This is a genomic window from Pseudomonas sp. 18175 (genome assembly GCF_050432925.1).
Lineage (GTDB): Bacteria > Pseudomonadota > Gammaproteobacteria > Pseudomonadales > Pseudomonadaceae > Aquipseudomonas.
In genome coordinates, this window is record NZ_JBKFTO010000015.1 from 90474 (window position 1) to 108630 (window position 18157).

The following is an 18157-nucleotide window of genomic DNA, read 5'->3' on the forward strand; positions in this document are numbered from 1 at the left end:
GGCTCAAGCCGGCAGCGGGCGGGTTACGGTGGGCGCGCTGGCGGCCGGCGTGCTCGGCTGGCGAGTCAGGCGCAGGGCATTGAGCACCACGGTCAACGAACTGAGGGACATACCGACCGCTGCCCAGATGGGTGTGATCCAACCCAGGGCGGCAAACGGCAGCATAAGGCCATTGTACAGCCCGGCCCACAGCAAGTTTTCAACGATTACGCGGCGGGTGCGGCGCGCCAGGCTAAAGGCGTGTACCAAGGCATCCAGGCGGTTGGACAGCAGCACGGCATCGGCGCTGGTCTTGGCCAGGTCGGTGGCCGAGCCCATCGCCACGCTGATGTCAGCGGCGGCCAGGACGGGCACATCGTTCACCCCATCTCCCAGCATCAGCACCTTGCGGCCTTCCTTGTGCAACTGTTGCAGCACCTGCAGTTTGTCGTCGGGCCGAAGGCCGCCACGGGCCTCGTCGATGCCCAGTTCGGCGGCGACACTGGCCACCATGGGCGAGCTGTCCCCCGACAGCAGCAGCGTGCGCCAGCCACGGGCCTTGCACGCGGCCAACAGAGCGGGCGCATCGCTGCGCAGGCGGTCGTCGAGTACGAACCAGGCGAGGGCGCCATGGGTATCCCCCAGTAGCAACCACTGCCCGGCTTCATCCGGTGAGGTCGGGATCGGGCAACCGCTCAACGCGCAGACAAAGCCCGGTTGGCCGATGCGCAACTGACGTTCGCCAACACGCCCCTCCAGGCCCAGGCCGGGAGAGCTGAGTACTTCGTCGGCGGCCAGCGGTGCGCGGCCGAACGCGCGGGCAATCGGGTGTTCGGAGCGGTTTTCGAGGGCGGCGGCCAAGCTCAGGCAGGCATCGCTGCCCAGCGCACTCAGAGGACGGATTGCGCGCAAGGCCAGGCGGCCTTCGGTCAGGGTGCCGGTTTTATCGAAAATCACCGTGTCGATCTGGTTCAAGCCTTCCAGCACATGGCCACGGGTCAGCAACAACCCGAGTGTGTGCAAGGTGCCGGTGGCGGCGGTGAGCGCGGTGGGCGTTGCCAGGGACAGCGCACACGGGCAGGTCGCCACCAGCATCGCCAGCACAATCCAGAAGGCTCGCGATGAATCCAGCTCCCACCACACCACACCGATCACCGTAGCGGCGATCAACGAACACAGCAAGAACCACTGCGCGGCGCGGTCGGCGATCTGTGCCAGGCGCGGCTTCTCGGCCTGGGCCCGCTCCAGCAGGCGCACGATGGCGGACAGGCGGGTGTCGAGGCCCAGGGCGCGCACCTGCACCGTCAGCGCGCCTTCGACGTTGAGGGTGCCAGCGGTGACCGCATCGCCGGCCTGACGTGGCTGCGGCAGGTATTCGCCGGTGAGCAGGGATTCATCGACGCTGGAGTGTCCCTCAAGAATCACCCCATCGGCGGGCAGCACGGCGCCGGGATGCACCAGCACGCGGTCGCCCAAGGCCAGTTCGCTGAGCAGGATGCGTTCGCTCTGGCCGTCAGCGTTCAGGCGCAGGCACGAAGCGGGCAGCAGGTTGACCAGTTGCGCGGTGGCGGCTGCTGTACGCTCGCGGGCACGCCGCTCCAGATAGCGCCCGGCCAGTAGAAACAGCGCGAACATGCCCACCGCATCGAAGTAGAGCTCGCCGTTGCCGGTGATCGCCGTCCAGATCCCTGCCAGGTAGGCGCCGCTGATGGCCAGGGACACCGACACATCCATGGTCAGGTGGCGCGTGCGCAAATCCCGCATGGCGCCTTTGAAAAACGGTGCGCAGCTGTAGAACACGATGGGCGTGGTTAGAAACATCGCCACCCAGCGCAGGATCACGTGCAGCTCCGGGCTCAGGTCGATATTGAATTCCGGCCAGGTGGCCATGGTTGCCATCATCGCCTGGAACCACAGCAACCCGGCCACCCCCAGTTGGCGCAAGGCCCGGCGGTTTTCGCCGGCCAGTTGTTCGGCAGCGCGGTCCGCTTGGTAAGGGTGGGCGGCGTAGCCGATATGGCGCAACTCACTGAGCAATTGGCTCAAGGGCAATTGCCCATCGGCCCAGCGCACGTGCAGGCGATGGTTGGACAGGTTCAGTCGCGCCTCGGCCACGGCGGGCAGGCTGCGCAGGTGTTTTTCGATCAGCCAGCCACAGGCGGCGCAGCTGATGCCTTCCATCAACAGGGTGGTTTCAGCGAGGTCGCCTTCGTGGCGCACGAATGGCTTTTGCACGTCGGCGCGGTCGTACAGCTCCAGTTCGTCCACCAGTTGCACCGGCAGTGCTTCGGGGTTGGCCGAGGCTTCGCTGCGGTGTTGGTAGTAGCTTTCCAGCCCACCGGCCACGATGGCTTCGGCCACGGCCTGGCAGCCGGGGCAGCAGAATTCGCGGCGCTCACCGAGGATGACCGTGGTGAAACGGCTGCCGGAGGGGACGGGGAGGGCGCAGTGGTAGCAGGGGGTGGTCATGGGTTGGAATCTTTATTGGCTGGGAGGGCCTCATCGTGGGCAAGCCCACTCCCACATTTGGAATGCGTTCCTCCTGTGGGAGCGGGCTTGCCCGCGATGCGCGAAGCGCCGGCTGTTTACTTTTTCAGGTCTTCAGCACCCTGTAGAGGCTCATCCCCCAGCAGCAAGTCTTTGTCATGGCTGACCTCTTCTTCTTCGAACAGGCGCCAGGTCTTGTCACCTTCTACTCCGAGCAACTCGACAAAACGGCGGCCTTCGACTTTATCGGTGACCTGGCCGATATAGCGGCCAGGCTCGCTGTCGCTGCGGGCCAGGTTGATCTTGCGGTCTTTGTCTGGCTGGGTCGGGGAAATCAGGTTGAGTTCCAGCGTGGTCGGGTTGCTGTAGCCCGTGAGGTTCAGCTCGACTTCACCGGTCAACTCATCCAGGTGCAATTTGGCGCGCAGTTGCAGGGTTTGGGCCAGGCGTTCGCGGTCCAGGGAGCGGTTGATGCCTTTGCCGGCCTCGTAGTAGTTGTCGTTGACCAGGTTGTCCGGGTTGTTCACCGCGATGGTCACCATGGACAAAGTCAAGGTCACCGAGCAGGCCAGGATGGCAATGATGATCCAGGGCCAGAGGTGCTTGTACCAAGGGCTTGCGGCAGTAGCGACAGACATTGTTCAGCTCTCTTCGTTAGCGGACTTGTGGGCCGATGAATCGGCTCTTGGCTTCAATTTTGACGCTGGCGTCGTCGGCATCGGTGAGGATGAATTTCACCTCGTTGGTACTCGATGGCAATTGCTCCGGCGCGCTCGACAACTCCACGGGCATGCTGACGATATCGCCAGCGGCGACTTTGATTTCGCGGCGGCCTTGCAGCTTGAGGTCGGGCAGGCCGGCAGCGTCGAGCACGTAGGTGTGGTCGCGCTGGTCTTTGTTCATGATCTTCAGGCTGTAGACGTTTTCGATGCGGCCTTCGGCGTTTTCGCGATACAGCACGCGGTCTTTGCTCACGTCGAAGCCTACCAGCGAGCGCATGAAGAACGCGGCTACCAACAGGCTGATCATCGCCAGCAACACCAGCGCGTAGCCGATCAGGCGTGGGCGCAGCTTGTGGGTTTTCTGCCCGGAGAGGTTGTGCTCGGTGGTGTAGCTGATCAAGCCGCGTGGGTATTCCATCTTGTCCATGATGTTGTCGCAGGCGTCGATACACGCGGCGCAGCCGATGCACTCGATTTGCAGGCCGTCGCGGATGTCGATGCCGGTGGGGCACACCTGCACGCACATCGTACAGTCGATGCAGTCCCCCAGGCCCTCGGCCTTGTAGTCGCTGCCTTTTTTACGCGGGCCACGCAGTTCGCCACGGCGCGGGTCGTAGGAGACGATCAGGGTGTCTTTGTCGAACATCACGCTTTGGAAGCGTGCGTAGGGGCACATGTAGATGCACACCTGTTCGCGCAGCCAGCCGGCGTTGCCGTAGGTGGCGAGGGTGAAGAAACCCACCCAGAAATACGACCAGCCATCGGCTTGGCCGGTGAAGAAGTCGATCACCAGTTCGCGGATCGGCGAGAAGTAGCCGACGAAGGTCAGGCCAGTGGCCAGGCCGATCAGCAGCCACAGGGTGTGCTTGCTGAATTTGCGCAGGAACTTGTTGGCGCTCATCGGCGCCTTGTCGAGCTTGATGCGCTGGTTGCGGTCGCCTTCGGTGACCTTTTCGCACCACATGAAGATCCACGTCCATACGCTTTGCGGGCAGGTGTAGCCGCACCACACACGGCCGGCGTACACGGTAATGAAGAACAGGCCAAACGCTGCAACAATGAGAATGCCCGAGAGCAGGATGAAGTCCTGGGGCCAGAAGGTCGCCCCAAAAATGAAGAATTTACGCTCCGGCAGGTTCCACCACACCGCCTGGTGACCGCCCCAGTTCAGCCACACCGTGCCGAAGTAGAGCAAGAACAATGCGGCGCCACCGAGCATGCGCAAATTGCGGAACAGGCCGGTGAAGGCGCGGGTGTAGATTTTCTCGCGCGAGGCGTAGAGGTCGACGGTTTTGGCTGGGGGAGTTACGTCATGTACCGGTATTTGCTTGCTCATCATTGCATCCCACGGCGGTGGAGATTTGCCTCGGCCAGTACGTGCCAGCCGGGGTCAAATTAAAGGTCTTGCAGTGGCATCATGATACGCCCCCGATGATGTTGAACGGGGGCGACCTCTATGATCTGGATCAATTGAATTGGCAAGTATGGTCGGTTTTTACAGGCTCGGTGGCCAAAACGAAGCAGTTCCAATGTGGGAGCGGGCTTGCTCGCGAATGCGGTGGGTCAGTCGATTTATCCGTTACTGACAGACCGCATTCGCGAGCAAGCCCGCTCCCACATTGGTTTTTCGTTGGTTTCAGAATAGGTGAACGGCTCTATTCCTCCGCCTTCTTATCCCCATGGGACAAGCTGTACACATACGCCGCCAACAAGTGCACCTTGTCATTGCCCTGCAACTGCTCCTGCGCCGGCATCTGGCCCTGGCGGCCGAAGCGGATGGTTTGTTGCAGTTGGGCGAAGCTTGAACCGTAGATGAAGGCACCCGGATGAGTCAGGTCAGGTGCGCCCAGGGCCGGAGTGCCTTTGCCTTGCGGGCCGTGGCAGGCGACGCAGTAGGTGCCGAAGATTTTCTCGCCGTTGGCCACGTCGGCCTTGACGCCTTCCGGCAGTTTGCGGCCATCGAGGTTGGTGACCACGTAGGCGGCCACGTCGCTGACGCCTTGCTCTTTCAAGCTGTCCAGCCAGCCCGGCATCGCCGCATGGCGGCCCTTCATGATGGTTTCCTTGATGGTCTCGGGCGCGCCACCCCAGCGCCAGTCGGCGTCGGTCAGGTTAGGGAAGCCATAGGCGCCCTTGGCGTCGGAACCGTGGCACACCGAGCAGTTGGAGGCGAACAGGCGGCCGCCCATTTTCAAGGCTTGCGGGTCTTTGGCCACTTCTTCAATGGGCATCGCGGCGAATTTGGCGAAGATCGGCCCGAACTTGGCGTCCGACTTGGCCATTTCCTTTTCCCATTCGTGCACGCCGGTCCAGCCGGTCTGGCCGTTGGCGAAGGGGGTTTGCTTGTCGGTGTCGAGGTAGTTGTAGCCCGGCAGCAGGCCCTTCCAGTTGCCCAGGCCGGGGTACAGCGCCAGGTAGCCAAGGGCGAAGATGATGGTGCCGACAAACAGCATGAACCACCATTTGGGCAGCGGGTTGTCGTACTCCTCGATGCCGTCGAACGAGTGGCCAACGGTCTCGTCGGTTTGCTCGGCGCGCTGGCCCTTGCGGGTCGACAGCAGCAGCCAGGTCAGGGCGAAGATGGTACCCAGACTGAGGACTGTGACGTACAGACTCCAGAACGTAGTCATTCTTTGTTACTCCTAGAAGCTTGCTCGACGTGCTTGATGGCTTCGGGATCATCCGCAAAAGGCAGCATGGTCGCGTCGTCAAACTCCGACTTGCGCCGCGGGCTGAACACCCACAGCGCCAGGCCGATAAAGGCCACCATCACCACAACGGTGCCCAGGCCTCGAATCATCCCGATATCCATGAAGGTCACCGTTTGCTTTTGATGAGGGTGCCAAGGCCTTGCAGGTAGGCCACCAATGCGTCCATTTCGGTCTTGCCCTTCACGGCGGCGGCTGCACCGGCGATGTCTTCGTCGGTGTAGGGCACGCCCAGGGTGCGCAAGACTTCCATTTTTTTCGCGGTGTCCTTGCCGTCGAGCTTGTTTTCCACGAGGAACGGGTACGCCGGCATTTTCGACTCAGGCACCACGTTGCGCGGGTTGTACAAGTGCGCGCGCTGCCAGTCATCGGAGTAACGCCCGCCGACACGGGCCAGGTCCGGGCCGGTACGTTTGGAACCCCACAGGAACGGGTGGTCCCACACGCTTTCGCCGGCGACCGAATAGTGGCCGTAGCGTTCGGTTTCGGCGCGGAACGGGCGGATCATCTGCGAGTGGCAGCCCACGCAACCGTTGGCGATGTAGACGTCGCGGCCTTCAAGTTCAAGGGCGGTGCGCGGCTTCATGCCTTCCACCGGCTTGTTGGTCACGTCCTGGAAGAACAGCGGGACGATCTGGGTCAGGCCACCGATGCTCACGGCGATGACCATGAAGAAGGCCAGCAGGCCGATATTCTTCTCGACTACTTCATGCTTCATCAGTGGGCTCCCACAACGGCGATCTTGGCGGCGGCTTCGGCTTCCACAGGGTCGGCGGCACGCACGGTGCGCCAGACGTTGTAAGCCATCAGGAACATACCGGAGGCAAAGAATGCACCGCCCAGGGCGCGCACGATGTAACCCGGGTGGCTGGCTTGCAGCGCTTCGACGAAGGAGTAGGTGAGGGTGCCGTCATCGTTGATCGCACGCCACATCAGGCCTTGGGTGATGCCGTTGACCCACATCGAGGCGATGTAGAGCACGGTGCCGATGGTGGCCAGCCAGAAGTGCGCGTTGATCAGGCCGACGCTGTGCATCTGTGGGCGGCCGAACAGTTTGGGGATCATGTGGTACAGCGCGCCGATGGAGATCATCGCCACCCAACCCAACGCCCCGGCGTGTACGTGGCCGATGGTCCAGTCGGTGTAGTGGGACAGCGAGTTGACGGTCTTGATCGCCATCATCGGCCCTTCAAAGGTCGACATGCCGTAGAACGCCAGCGATACCACCAGGAACCGCAGGATCGGGTCGGTGCGCAATTTATGCCAGGCGCCCGACAGGGTCATCATGCCGTTGATCATGCCGCCCCAGCTCGGGGCCAGCAGGATGATCGACATGGCCATGCCCAGCGACTGCGCCCAATCCGGCAGCGCGGTGTAGTGCAAGTGGTGCGGGCCGGCCCAGATGTACAGGGTGATCAGCGCCCAGAAGTGCACGATGGACAAACGGTACGAGTAAATAGGACGTTCGGCCTGTTTAGGCACGAAGTAGTACATCATCCCCAGAAAGCCGGTGGTCAGGAAAAAACCCACCGCGTTGTGGCCGTACCACCACTGGATCATTGCATCCGTCGCCCCGGCGTAGACCGAGTAGGACTTGAACAGGTTCACCGGCAGCGAGGCATGGTTGACGATGTGCAGCATCGCCGTGACCAGGATGAACGCGCCATAGAACCAGTTGCCCACGTAGATGTGCTTGGTCTTGCGCTTGACGATGGTGCCGAAGAACACCACGGCATAGGTCACCCACACAATGGCGAGCAAAATGGCGATGGGCCATTCCAGCTCGGCGTATTCCTTGGTGGTGGTGTAGCCCAGGGGCAGGGTGACGATGGCGCTCACGATGACCGCTTGCCAACCCCAGAAAGTAAAGGCGGCGAGGCCGTCGGAGATCAGTCGCGTCTGGCAGGTTCGCTGCACGACATAGTAGGAGGTGGCAAACAATGCACAACCACCGAAGGCGAAGATCACCAGGTTGGTGTGCAGCGGGCGCAGGCGACCGAAGGTCGTCCAGGGCAAGCCGAAGTTCAATTCCGGCCAGACCAGTTGCGAGGCGATGAACACCCCGAGCCCCATGCCAAGGATCCCCCAGACCACCGTCATGATGGCGAACTGGCGGACTACCTTATAGTTATAAGCAGTCGGACTGATTGCTGTGCTCATTCTAAGGTTCCACGGTTTAGGTATTTTTATAGGTAGAAATCGGCCGCAAGTATGTAGAAAGCGAGAGGCCAATGCAACGCAACGCTGACCTGCGTCAAGGCGTTCCACGCCAGATTCTGCGCCCTTTCCCTGTTTGGTGTAAGGACAAAATCCAAAATCGAAAGCTGATCAAGTGGACAGGAAATTTTCAGGGGTGCAACGAATGCCGTTGCGCACGCCAAAACCGGCCCGCTGTGGAGCAAGCGTAGACCCGAATGGCAGGGGGGGAAAGTTGTGCTTTGGAGGGGGGTGACAAAGGGTCGCAGGGTCTTTGTCAGCAGCAGTCGGGGTCTTTTTGTCAGCAGGACCGGTCATTCATCCCAAGGGTTGATCAATGCAACGCCACTCGACTTGAAGTCATTGACGTTACGCGTGACAACCGTAAGCCCGTGTACCAGCGCAGTCGCTGCGATCAGGGCGTCACTTTCGTTAGCCTGATCAGGCACATGCAGGTGGGCGCAACGCAATGCAACGGCAGCATCCACTGGCAGGATTCGGGCATCAAATGCAGGCATCACGTGTCGCTTGAGCCAGGTGCGCAAGATCTTCCCTTGCGCCGGATCACGGCGCTCCATGCGTAATACCCCGGTCTCCAACTCCTTGAGCGTTATCGCCGAGATAAACATACGTGAGGCGACGATGCTTTTGGCCCAAGAAACGACATTCGCGTCTGCCTGGGGTTTGCGCAGTTCAGAAATAACGTTGGTGTCGAGTAGAAACATCAAGAGAGGTCCACGGGGCGAGGAGTGATCACGCCGCGTTCGGTTTCGAATTCGATATCAGCGGCTTGCGGCATTACCAGCAGGTCGACGATATCGGCGTTCAGGCCGGTCAATTTCTGGTAGTCCTCAATGCTTAGCAGCACGTGGGCGGGTTTGCCGCGATCAGTGATGAAAACCGGCCCTTGGCGGGTGGCTTTTTTGGCACCGCTTGTGTCGTGATTGAATTCGCGACTGGAAATCGTGGTGATCGTCATGGGGTGACTCCCCCGATTGAGAATGAATGTAGAAACGTTACTACTTTGCTGCCGTGGCTAGCAAGGTCGTGCCCATAAAAAAGCCCCGCCAGTGTTACCGGGCAGGGCTTTGGGTTAACCATGCTGACTATTGCTCAGTCTTGGTTTCCCCATGGGACAAGCTATACACATACGCCGCCAACAAGTGCACCTTGTCATTCCCTTGCAGCACTTCCTGCGCCGGCATCTGGCCCTGGCGGCCGTGACGGATGGTCTGCTGCAACTGCGCCAGGCTCGAACCGTAGATGTAACCGGCAGGCTTGGTCAGGTCCGGGGCGCCCATGATTTCCATGCCGTGGCCCTCTGGACCGTGGCAGGCCACGCAGGTGGTGCTGAACGCGGCTTGGCCCTTGGCCAGATCGGCAGTGCTATCGGCTGGCAAAGGCAGCTTGGCCAGTTCATGACGCACATAGGCGGCAACGTTTTTCACCCCTTCATCGCCCAGCATGTCACCCCAGGCCGGCATCGCCGCGTGGCGGCCGTTCATGATGGTGGTCTTGATCGCTTCGGCCGAACCGCCCCAACGCCAGATGTTGTCCGCCAGGTTGGGGAAGCCGAACGCGCCCTTGGCATCCGAGCCGTGGCACACCGCGCAGTTGGACGCAAACAACCGGCCGCCCATTTTCAGCGCTTGCGGGTCTTTAGCGACTTCTTCTACCGGCATGGCCGAGAATTTGGCGAAGATCGGCCCGAACTTGGTGTCGGCCTTGGCCATTTCCTTGTCCCATTCCTTGGCCGAGGTCCAGCCGTCTTCATAACCCGGCAGCACGCCTTTCCAGTTGCCCAGGCCCGGGTAGAGGATCAGGTAGCCGACCGCAAACACCAAGGTGCCGGCGAACAGCATGAACCACCACTGGGGCAGCGGGTTGTCGTATTCCTCGATCCCGTCGAAGGCGTGGCCCATGGTTTGGTCCACGCTGCCCTTGGTTTCGCCCTTGCGGGTGCCGATCAACAGCCAGGTCAGGCCGATCAGGCTGCCCAGGGTCAGTACGCAGATCCATGTACTCCAAAATAGGGTCATGGCCGATTGCTCCTTGTTGCAGGCTCTTCTTGAGCGTCGGATGGGAGAGGTTCATCGGCGAACGGCAGCAGGCGCGCCTGCTCGAATTCCGCGTTGCGCCGGTTGTTGAACACCCACAGCGACAGGCCGATAAAGGCGATGGCCACCACCAGCGTGCCAAGGCCGCGGATGGTGCCCGCATCGAATTCAAATCCCATGGCTCACCTCTTGCTCTTGATGGCAGTGCCGAGCACTTGCAGGTACGCAACCAGCGCGTCCATCTCGGTCTTGCCCTTGAGGCTGGCCACTGCACCGCTGATGTCGTCGTCGGTGTACGGCACGCCGAGGGTGCGCATCACTTGCAGCTTTTTCTCGGTGTGGCTGCTGTCGACCTGGGCCGTGACCAACCATGGGTAGGCTGGCATTTTCGACTCGGGCACCACGTTGCGCGGGTTGTACAAATGCGCGCGGTGCCAGTCGTCCGAGTAGCGTGCGCCGACGCGCGCCAGGTCCGGCCCGGTGCGCTTGGAACCCCACAGGAACGGGTGGTCCCACACGCTTTCGCCGGCGACCGAGTAGTGGCCGTAGCGTTCGGTCTCGGCGCGGAACGGGCGGATCATCTGCGAGTGGCACTGCACGCAGCCTTCGCGGATGTAGATGTCGCGGCCTTCCAGTTGCAGCGCGGTGTAGGGCTTCATGCCTTCCACCGGCTTGTTGGTGACGTCCTGGAAGAACAGCGGGACGATCTGGGTCAGGCCACCAATACTCACGGCCAGCACCATCAGCAGCATCAGCAGGCCGACGTTCTTTTCAATCGTTTCGTGTTTCATCACAGACTCCTCAGGCCAACTGCGCAGTGGTGGCAGCTTCGACAGGCTGCGCCGAACGCACGGTGCGCCAGGTGTTGTAAGCCATCAGGAACATGCCGCTGAGGAACACCGCACCGCCCACCAGCCGCACGATGAAGCCTGGGTGGCTGGCCACCAGGGTTTCGACGAAGGAGTAGGTCAAGGTGCCGTCTTCGTTGACCGCACGCCACATCAGGCCTTGGGCGATGCCGTTGACCCACATCGAGGCGATGTAGAGCACGGTGCCGATGGTGGCCAGCCAGAAGTGCGCGTTGATCAGGCCGAGGCTGTACATCTGCTCGCGACCGAAGATTTTCGGGATCATGTGGTACAGCGCGCCGATGGAGATCATCGCCACCCAACCCAGGGCACCTGCGTGTACGTGGCCGATGGTCCAGTCGGTGTAGTGGGAGAGGGCGTTGACGGTCTTGATCGCCATCATCGGGCCTTCGAAGGTCGACATGCCGTAGAACGCCAGGGAGACCACGAGGAAGCGCAGGATCGGGTCGCTGCGCAACTTATGCCAGGCACCCGAGAGGGTCATCATGCCGTTGATCATGCCGCCCCAGCTCGGGGCCAGCAGTACCAGCGACATCACCATGCCCAGCGACTGTGCCCAGTCCGGCAGCGCGGTGTAGTGCAGGTGGTGGGGACCTGCCCAGATGTACAGGGTGATCAGCGCCCAGAAGTGCACGATGGACAAGCGGTACGAATACACCGGACGCTCGGCCTGTTTGGGCACGAAGTAGTACATCATCCCGAGGAAGCCCGCAGTGAGGAAAAAGCCTACCGCGTTGTGCCCATACCACCACTGCACCATGGCATCCGTCGCACCGCCGTAAAGGGAGTAGGACTTGGTCAGGCTGACCGGGATTTCCAGGTTGTTGACGATATGCAGGATGGCCACGGTGATGATGAACGCACCGAAAAACCAGTTACCGACGTAGATGTGCTTGGTGTTGCGCTTCATCACCGTGCCGAAGAACACGATGGCGTAGGCCACCCAGACAATGGTGATGAGGATATCGATGGGCCATTCCAGCTCGGCGTATTCCTTAGAGCTGGTGTAGCCCAGCGGCAAGGAAATCGCGGCCAACAGGATGACCAACTGCCAGCCCCAGAAGCAGAACGCGGCGATTTTCGGCGCAAACAGCTGGGTTTGGCAGGTGCGTTGCACCGAATAGAAAGAGCTGGCAAACAGCGCGCAGCCACCGAAAGCGAAGATCACCGCGTTGGTGTGCAACGGGCGCAGGCGGCCGAAGCTGGTCCACGGCAGGTCAAAGTTCAGAGCAGGCCAGACCAATTGGGCGGCGAGAAAAACCCCGAGCCCCATGCCGACGATGCCCCACACCACCGTCATAATGGCGAATTGGCGGACCACCTTGTAGTTATAGGCGGTACTTAATGTAGTGTTCATGGTTCCCCATCCACGGTTCAACCCAAGCAAGTGCGGCACTTGGGCTGGAGTTATAGGCAGACTAAATAGCGAGGCAAGCATGGGCAAAGAGCACAAGGCCAGTATTGACGGGGATCAATGGGCGCAGTGTGTGCGGGAACACGGGTGGTTGTGGGAAGCCGCGACGGGCGTGGCAGGGCATGAACCTGTGACGCTGATCCTGGCCCACGGCGCTGGCGCACCGATGGACTCAGCCTTCATGAACGACATGGCTGCGCGCCTTGCCGGGCACGGCGTCAACGTGCTGCGCTTTGAGTTTCCCTACATGGCACAGCGCCGTGTGGATGGTGGCAAACGCCCACCGAATCCGGCGCCGAAACTGCTTGATGCCTGGCGTGAGGTGTATGCCGAGGTGCGACGTCATGTCGCTGGGAAACTGGCGATGGGTGGCAAGTCCATGGGCGGGCGCATGGCCAGTTTGTTGGCTGATGAGTTAGGCGCGGATGGGCTGGTGTGCCTGGGTTATCCGTTTTATGCGGTGGGCAAGCCGGAAAAGCCACGGGTCGAGCACCTGGCCGGGTTGAAGACGCGGACCTTGATCGTGCAGGGCGAGCGCGATGCCTTGGGCAATCGGGCGGCGGTGGAGGGGTATGTGTTGTCGCCGAGCATCGAAGTGATGTGGCTGGTGGCGGGGGATCATGATTTGAAGCCGTTGAAGGCGTCGGGGTTTAGTCATGAGCAGCATTTGGAGGCTGCGGCGGTGAAGGTAGCCGGGTTTCTTATGAGCACTGAGTAAAACCTGTGGCGAGGGAGCTTGCTCCCGCTGGGCTGCGCAGCGGCCCCAAAATCTTGGGAGCGCTTCGCACTGGAGCGCCAGCCCGGTCCAGCGGGAGCAAGCTCCCTCGCCACAGTGGTCTACCGGTTAAACCGCTCCACCAGCGAATACTGGGTATTGGCGGTATGCGTCAGCTCCTCACTCAGTTGCGCCGAATTCAACGCCTGCTCCGACGTCTGGTCCGCCAACAACGCAATGGTGCTGATATTGCGGCTGATCTCTTCGGCCACCGAGCTTTGCTCTTCGGTTGCCGCTGCGATCTGCGTGGTCATGTCAGTGATATGCGCCACCGCTTCGCTGATGCCAACCAGCGCCTGGTCCGCTTCCATTACCCGCGCCACACCTTCTTCGGCCTGGCGATGCCCGGCGTCCATGGTTTGCACGGCAGCGGCTGCAGTCTGTTGCAGCTTGGCGATCAGGGCGTGGATCTGCCCGGTGGACTCAGCGGTCCGCTGGGCCAGTTGACGCACTTCGTCGGCCACCACGGCAAACCCACGGCCCATCTCACCGGCGCGGGCCGCTTCGATCGCGGCGTTTAGCGCCAGCAGGTTGGTCTGGTCGGCGATGCCTTTGATCACATCGACCACGCCGCCGATTTCATCGCTGTCCTTGGCCAGTTGGGTGACGGTCACACCGGTCTCGCCAACGGCCACCGACAGGCGCTGAATCGCCTCGCGGGTTTCGCCTGCGATATCGCGGCCGCGACCGGTCAGGCGATTGGCCTCTTGGGTCGCATCGGCCGTGCGCTGCACATGGCTGGCGACTTCCTGGGTCGTCGCCGCCATCTGGTTGACCGCGGTGGCCACCTGTTCGGTTTCTACGCGCTGGCGTTCCAGGCCGCTGGAGCTGTTGTGCGCCAGGGTGTTGGACTGCGCCGCCTGGTCGTTGAGGTGCTCGGCAGTGTCCTGCAGGCGTGTAAGGCACGTTTTCAGACGCGCCTCTTGGCTCAGGATCGACATCTCCAATCGCGCCTGGGCGCCACGGCTGTCGGTGTACATCTGCGCGATCAACGGGTCGGAGGTGGTCTGCTCGGCCAAACGCAGCAGGCGCTTGAGGCCGCGCTGTTGCCAGCTCAGGCCCAGCAAGCCCAACGGCACCGACAACCCCGCCGCCAGGGCAAAGCCCCAGTGGGAGTTGAGGGACGCGCCGATCATAAAGCTCAACTGGCTCACCAGGATAAACGGCAGCCAGTCCTGCAACACTGGCAGCCACTTGTCGCGCTGGGGAACGGCCGACTTGCCCTGGTTGATGCGTTGGTAAAGCGCTTCGGCACGGCGGATCTGCTCGGCGGAGGGCTTGATGCGCACCGATTCGTAGCCGACCACCTGGTTGCCTTCGAAGACGGGCGTTACATAGGCGTTAACCCAGTAATGATCACCGGTCTTGCAGCGATTCTTGACAATGCCCATCCATGGCAAGCCTTGTTTGAGCGTGGACCACATATGCCCGAACACGGCCGCCGGCACATCCGGGTGACGCACCAGGTTGTGCGGTGCGCGCAGCAGTTCTTCGCGAGTGAACCCACTGATCTCGACAAATGCGTCGTTACAGTAGGTGATCACGCCCTTGGCATCTGTGGTGGAGATCAACCGTTGCTGAGCGGGGAAGGTACGTTCGCGCTGGGTAACGGGTTGGTTATTACGCATGGTTGTTCAATCCGCAAGGCTTTCAGGGGTTATCGGCCAGCGCGTGCGGTTATTTAACTTATTTTTGCAACAATCCCAGGGCCAATACCTAGTGTGTTGTTCTATCGGGGTTTTCCGGTGTCGAGAATGTCGGTTGCCATACGGTGCTGGATAGAGGCACGGGAGTACGTGTGTATAAACGCGCCTCGGTCAGTGGCGCTCAGCGTCAACTTGGCCAATGCGGCCACGGCGGCATCAGGATTGGCGGGCGTAAACACGCAAGCGTTACCTATGTGATTGAGGGTGAACGCTTTCGAATAGCCCTCCAGCCCTGCCAGGATAGGTTTTCCAGTGGCGGCATATTCAAACAGTTTTGAAGGGATGACTTTGAAAAATGCCTCGAAGCTATTGAGATGCAGGAATAGCACATCGGCCTTCTGGTAGTAGTGAATGAGCCTTTCGCGTGGCACCGGGGGAATCAGTTCGACGTTTGTTACCTGCCTTTTTGTTAACGCCACGCGCAATAGGCTCATCGAGTTGCCATCGCCAATCACATAAAAGCAGGCTTTGCCCAACAGCCGGTCAGCCAACGGCGGCAGGATTTTCTCCAGGCCTTGGCCGACACCGATGTTGCCTGCATAAACGATATTCAGTGGCTGGTTCGGTACGTGGGGCGTGCCTGGGTAGAACTCGGCATGAAGGAAGAGGTCATCGACACCGTTGGTGTGGGTTGAAAACGTCTGGTGCGGGTACCGTGCCGAGAAGTAACTCAAGAATCCAGGGGATACCAGGTTGACGCGCGTAGCGTGTTTGAGCGTGAGTGTTTCCACGCGCCGAAACAGCTGTGCGAGGAGTTTTCCGAGGCTGCCGGGGAACATTTCGGGCAGCACATCGACGAAAATGTCGCGAATATCGAGGTAGAGGGGCAACTGCTTTTTACGCGCGATTGATGCGCCTAAAGCCGCCGTCATCAGCCGGGAGGAGGTCGCGACAATCACATCATAGTGTTTACCCTTCACCGCCTTGCGCGCGCCCAAGGCGTAGTGGGCAAACCCCCATACCTGGCCCAGCAGGCCGAACCCACGGGGGGGAAGCTTGATACGTGTAAGGGATAGATTCGGCGGATAATCGGTGGGATCACCCTCAGGTTCGTAGGACGGGTAGCGGTTAGGTCGGGTGGTTACCACGTCGATCTCGACCTCCTTGCCGTGGGTGAGCAGCGCATTGACCAACGCCTCGACGCGGAACGCCGACAGGTCAGGTGGAAAGTAGTAACTCAACAACAGAATGCGGGTGGTCATGGCCGCGCCCTCATGGGGCCTGCGAGCAACCGTTGATACAGCTCTACCAGCTTTGTTTCCTGCTGTTCCCAGTTCAAATGTTCAGCGGCTTTTCTCGAATTGGCAGCCAAGGTTCGACGTAACAAGGGGTCATCGATCAACTGTTTCAGCGCATCGTGCAGTGGCAGCTCTCTGTCGGCTGGAACCAACAGCCCGATAGCGTGGGCCCGGACAACGGCGCGAATTTCCGGGAAGTTCGTTGCCACCACCGGCAGTCCGGCAATGACATATTCGAAGAGTTTGTTGGAGTCGGTCGTGAAATGGTTAAGGCAGGTGTTTTCGATCGGTTGAACCCCGATATCGGCCGATGCGGTATAGCTGGGCAAGTCTGCCAGCGCGACGGTCGGGATAAAGTGCACCCGCCCGGCTAAGCCAAGCGCCTCGCTCAATTGTTTCAACGGCTGGGTTAGCCGGCCGCCCCCGATCAACACACAATAAACCTCGGGTAGCGTTGCACACACCCGAAGCAGGCGCTCCAGGCCGCGCCCCTGCTGAAGCCCGCCTTGATAGAGGATGATGGGCCAGGGTTGTTGCAGGCCCAATTCGTTGCGAATTCGCTGGGTGTTTGGGCGGACCGTCAAGCGAGGGCGATTTTGCAGCACCAATGGGCGTGTAATGGCGTAGGCCCTGGCAAAAAAAGCGGCCCGCCTGTCCGTGGTGGTTATTGTCGCCTGGGCCTTGGGCATCAACGTGCTTTCAATGCGCGCCACCCAAGGGCGAAAGCGATCATAACCCTCGCGGCTGGTGCTGATTTCATGGGCGTCATACACCAGCTTGGCGCCGCTTAGACGGGCTGCCAACCAAGCGGTGACCAACGTGTTGACGTCGTGGGCATGCACCACTTCAGCACGGTGCAGCGCGATGCGCATCAACATCCCGGCATGCGCCCAAAGCCGTGAAAGGATGCGCCGTAGGGGTACCGACCGTTTGCCAGTAGCCGGGCCAATCGCCGGGCTTGATGATCGCCACAGGGGGGCGTGGCCGCTGCGCACGATGCGGATACCTTCCGGCAGCACTTCATTGCGGTAAGTCACACCCGGCGTGTGCCGAGCGAAGACGGTGACGTGGTAGCCGGCAGACTGGAGCGTCTGGGCCTGTTTCAACACGCGGGCGTCATTGCGACATTCATTCCAGACGATCATGGCGATACGGGGCACGGTCATACCTTCAGTTGAGGGGGAAGCGTCAGGCGCAACGGTGGGCGGCAGGGAACATCAGCGTTATTTTCTGGGCATGGTTGCTTAGGAAAAGGATGTCCTGGCTCATGGATTTCAACCGGCTCAGGCTTTGTCGCAGCAGAATCAGAGCGATCAGCGCGACATACAGGGGCGGCGGTTTCAGGCACAGGAAGTCCACGATCATGAAGGCGAACGTGGCGAGAAAACCCGTTGAGTAGAAGGCGTCGGACACCGCCAGGGGGTGGCGGATCAGGATGGAGCGAATGCGCACGTACCGGTTGTGCAACCGGATGAGTACAGCAGTTGCCAGTGCGAAATAAACCAGGCTGATAACCAGCAAGGAGGGGTAGATGCAGAGCAGGACAGTAAAGACCAGCAGGGCAAACGAAGCATCCGATAAGCCCCGTGTGAACCTGGAAAACACCCGGGTCGCCAACGGCATTTGCGCGTTGATGGGCGTGGGGCTTTCGCTGGGTTTTATCAGGGCGCGGGCAGCGGCTTTGGCGCAACGGTTCACGACCATCCCGGCACCTATGTAAAACGCGTAAAACAGCACCGTCAGCACGCCGAGTCCGATGATCAGGACGGTTTTTTGCAGGCCCTGCAACAACGACGGCAAGTAAGCAGGGGCCTTACTTGCGCCAAGCAGGATGACAATCTTGAGCGGCAGGAAAAAGGTCATGATCAGCAGCACCTGTGCACAGAAGTGCGCAGCCTGCGCTGTCAGTGTGGCGCGGGGGGTGACCTTCATGAAGTGATGGCCCAGGTGTAGGCACCAGATGAGTGTCTCTGCGATGGATGTTTGCAGGGCTTTTGTGCGTTTTG

General features: G+C 60.8%; 18 protein-coding genes. 1 reads left to right on the forward strand and 17 read right to left on the reverse strand.

Annotated elements, in window-relative coordinates; translation table 11 throughout:
• Positions 1-3 precede the first annotated feature (3 nt).
• From ACLD1Y_RS20895 to ccoN (ACLD1Y_RS20955), 13 genes are all read right to left on the reverse strand, one after another.
• Positions 4-2448, reverse strand: coding sequence for a heavy metal translocating P-type ATPase (locus ACLD1Y_RS20895; protein ID WP_429479704.1), 2445 nt, complete (start codon positions 2446-2448; stop codon positions 4-6).
• Between the two features lie 116 nt (positions 2449-2564).
• On the reverse strand, positions 2565-3104 hold the full coding sequence (locus ACLD1Y_RS20900) for a FixH family protein (protein ID WP_429479705.1): 540 nt from the start codon (positions 3102-3104) through the stop codon (positions 2565-2567).
• A 16-nt stretch (positions 3105-3120) separates the two neighbouring features.
• Positions 3121-4524 (reverse strand): cytochrome c oxidase accessory protein CcoG, encoded by a 1404-nt coding sequence (gene ccoG / locus ACLD1Y_RS20905; RefSeq protein WP_429479706.1) that lies wholly within the window; start codon positions 4522-4524, stop codon positions 3121-3123.
• A 319-nt stretch (positions 4525-4843) separates the two neighbouring features.
• Positions 4844-5818: a cytochrome-c oxidase, cbb3-type subunit III gene (gene ccoP / locus ACLD1Y_RS20910; protein WP_429479707.1), complete on the reverse strand. Its 975-nt coding sequence runs from the start codon at positions 5816-5818 to the stop codon at positions 4844-4846.
• Complete coding sequence (locus tag ACLD1Y_RS20915; protein ID WP_003193169.1) at positions 5815-6000, reverse strand: CcoQ/FixQ family Cbb3-type cytochrome c oxidase assembly chaperone; 186 nt, start codon at positions 5998-6000, stop codon at positions 5815-5817. Before ACLD1Y_RS20915 ends, ccoP (ACLD1Y_RS20910) begins: the two co-directional genes overlap by 4 nt.
• 5 nt (positions 6001-6005) lie before the next feature.
• Positions 6006-6614, reverse strand: coding sequence for a cytochrome-c oxidase, cbb3-type subunit II (gene ccoO / locus ACLD1Y_RS20920; protein ID WP_025854274.1), 609 nt, complete (start codon positions 6612-6614; stop codon positions 6006-6008).
• Positions 6614-8056: a cytochrome-c oxidase, cbb3-type subunit I gene (gene ccoN / locus ACLD1Y_RS20925; protein ID WP_429479708.1), complete on the reverse strand. Its 1443-nt coding sequence runs from the start codon at positions 8054-8056 to the stop codon at positions 6614-6616. Before ccoN (ACLD1Y_RS20925) ends, ccoO (ACLD1Y_RS20920) begins: the two co-directional genes overlap by 1 nt.
• A 350-nt stretch (positions 8057-8406) precedes the next feature.
• Entirely contained in the window at positions 8407-8817 is a 411-nt protein-coding gene (locus ACLD1Y_RS20930; RefSeq protein WP_429479709.1) for a type II toxin-antitoxin system VapC family toxin, read from the reverse strand.
• Entirely contained in the window at positions 8817-9071 is a 255-nt protein-coding gene (locus ACLD1Y_RS20935) for a type II toxin-antitoxin system Phd/YefM family antitoxin (RefSeq protein ID WP_429479710.1), read from the reverse strand. Before ACLD1Y_RS20935 ends, ACLD1Y_RS20930 begins: the two co-directional genes overlap by 1 nt.
• Before the next feature lie 127 nt (positions 9072-9198).
• Positions 9199-10131, reverse strand: coding sequence for a cytochrome-c oxidase, cbb3-type subunit III (gene ccoP / locus ACLD1Y_RS20940; RefSeq protein ID WP_429479711.1), 933 nt, complete (start codon positions 10129-10131; stop codon positions 9199-9201).
• Positions 10128-10328, reverse strand: a complete 201-nt coding sequence (locus tag ACLD1Y_RS20945) for a cbb3-type cytochrome oxidase subunit 3 (RefSeq protein ID WP_122485771.1) — start codon at positions 10326-10328, stop codon at positions 10128-10130. The genes ccoP (ACLD1Y_RS20940) and ACLD1Y_RS20945 overlap by 4 nt, the downstream gene beginning before the upstream one ends.
• A 3-nt stretch (positions 10329-10331) precedes the next feature.
• Positions 10332-10940, reverse strand: a complete 609-nt coding sequence (gene ccoO, locus ACLD1Y_RS20950) for a cytochrome-c oxidase, cbb3-type subunit II (protein ID WP_105694762.1) — start codon at positions 10938-10940, stop codon at positions 10332-10334.
• Between the two features lie 10 nt (positions 10941-10950).
• Entirely contained in the window at positions 10951-12375 is a 1425-nt protein-coding gene (gene ccoN / locus ACLD1Y_RS20955) for a cytochrome-c oxidase, cbb3-type subunit I (protein WP_135288588.1), read from the reverse strand.
• 79 nt (positions 12376-12454) lie between these two features.
• Here ccoN (ACLD1Y_RS20955) and ACLD1Y_RS20960 point away from each other — a divergent pair, with 79 nt between their 5' ends.
• Positions 12455-13150 (forward strand): alpha/beta family hydrolase, encoded by a 696-nt coding sequence (locus ACLD1Y_RS20960; RefSeq protein WP_429479713.1) that lies wholly within the window; start codon positions 12455-12457, stop codon positions 13148-13150.
• Between the two features lie 119 nt (positions 13151-13269).
• On the opposite strand, the gene ACLD1Y_RS20965 is transcribed toward ACLD1Y_RS20960, so the two are convergent.
• The 4 genes from ACLD1Y_RS20965 to ACLD1Y_RS20980 form a co-directional block, all read right to left on the reverse strand.
• Positions 13270-14835 carry a methyl-accepting chemotaxis protein gene (locus ACLD1Y_RS20965; protein ID WP_429479714.1) on the reverse strand — a complete coding sequence of 522 codons (1566 nt, stop codon included), beginning with the start codon at positions 14833-14835 and terminating at the stop codon, positions 13270-13272.
• 101 nt (positions 14836-14936) lie between these two features.
• Positions 14937-16115 (reverse strand): glycosyltransferase family 4 protein, encoded by a 1179-nt coding sequence (locus ACLD1Y_RS20970; protein WP_429479715.1) that lies wholly within the window; start codon positions 16113-16115, stop codon positions 14937-14939.
• Positions 16112-17311: a glycosyltransferase gene (locus ACLD1Y_RS20975; protein WP_429479716.1), complete on the reverse strand. Its 1200-nt coding sequence runs from the start codon at positions 17309-17311 to the stop codon at positions 16112-16114. The genes ACLD1Y_RS20970 and ACLD1Y_RS20975 overlap by 4 nt, the downstream gene beginning before the upstream one ends.
• 28 nt (positions 17312-17339) lie before the next feature.
• Positions 17340-18083 carry a hypothetical protein gene (locus ACLD1Y_RS20980; protein ID WP_429479717.1) on the reverse strand — a complete coding sequence of 248 codons (744 nt, stop codon included), beginning with the start codon at positions 18081-18083 and terminating at the stop codon, positions 17340-17342.
• Positions 18084-18157: the final 74 nt, after the last annotated feature.

Coding starts and splice junctions, on each gene's coding strand:
- ACLD1Y_RS20895 (WP_429479704.1), bottom strand. CDS start 2,448: ATGACCACCCCCTGCTACCACTGCGCCCTCCCCGTCCCCTCCGGCAGC.
- ccoP (WP_429479711.1), bottom strand. CDS start 10,131: ATGACCCTATTTTGGAGTACATGGATCTGCGTACTGACCCTGGGCAGC.
- ACLD1Y_RS20970 (WP_429479715.1), bottom strand. CDS start 16,115: ATGACCACCCGCATTCTGTTGTTGAGTTACTACTTTCCACCTGACCTG.
- ccoP (WP_429479707.1), bottom strand. CDS start 5,818: ATGACTACGTTCTGGAGTCTGTACGTCACAGTCCTCAGTCTGGGTACC.
- ccoN (WP_429479708.1), bottom strand. CDS start 8,056: ATGAGCACAGCAATCAGTCCGACTGCTTATAACTATAAGGTAGTCCGC.
- ACLD1Y_RS20965 (WP_429479714.1), bottom strand. CDS start 14,835: ATGCGTAATAACCAACCCGTTACCCAGCGCGAACGTACCTTCCCCGCT.
- ACLD1Y_RS20930 (WP_429479709.1), bottom strand. CDS start 8,817: ATGTTTCTACTCGACACCAACGTTATTTCTGAACTGCGCAAACCCCAG.
- ACLD1Y_RS20900 (WP_429479705.1), bottom strand. CDS start 3,104: ATGTCTGTCGCTACTGCCGCAAGCCCTTGGTACAAGCACCTCTGGCCC.
- ccoN (WP_135288588.1), bottom strand. CDS start 12,375: ATGAACACTACATTAAGTACCGCCTATAACTACAAGGTGGTCCGCCAA.
- ccoO (WP_025854274.1), bottom strand. CDS start 6,614: ATGAAGCATGAAGTAGTCGAGAAGAATATCGGCCTGCTGGCCTTCTTC.
- ACLD1Y_RS20945 (WP_122485771.1), bottom strand. CDS start 10,328: ATGGGATTTGAATTCGATGCGGGCACCATCCGCGGCCTTGGCACGCTG.
- ccoG (WP_429479706.1), bottom strand. CDS start 4,524: ATGAGCAAGCAAATACCGGTACATGACGTAACTCCCCCAGCCAAAACC.
- ccoO (WP_105694762.1), bottom strand. CDS start 10,940: ATGAAACACGAAACGATTGAAAAGAACGTCGGCCTGCTGATGCTGCTG.
- ACLD1Y_RS20915 (WP_003193169.1), bottom strand. CDS start 6,000: ATGGATATCGGGATGATTCGAGGCCTGGGCACCGTTGTGGTGATGGTG.
- ACLD1Y_RS20935 (WP_429479710.1), bottom strand. CDS start 9,071: ATGACGATCACCACGATTTCCAGTCGCGAATTCAATCACGACACAAGC.
- ACLD1Y_RS20960 (WP_429479713.1), top strand. CDS start 12,455: ATGGGCAAAGAGCACAAGGCCAGTATTGACGGGGATCAATGGGCGCAG.
- ACLD1Y_RS20980 (WP_429479717.1), bottom strand. CDS start 18,083: ATGAAGGTCACCCCCCGCGCCACACTGACAGCGCAGGCTGCGCACTTC.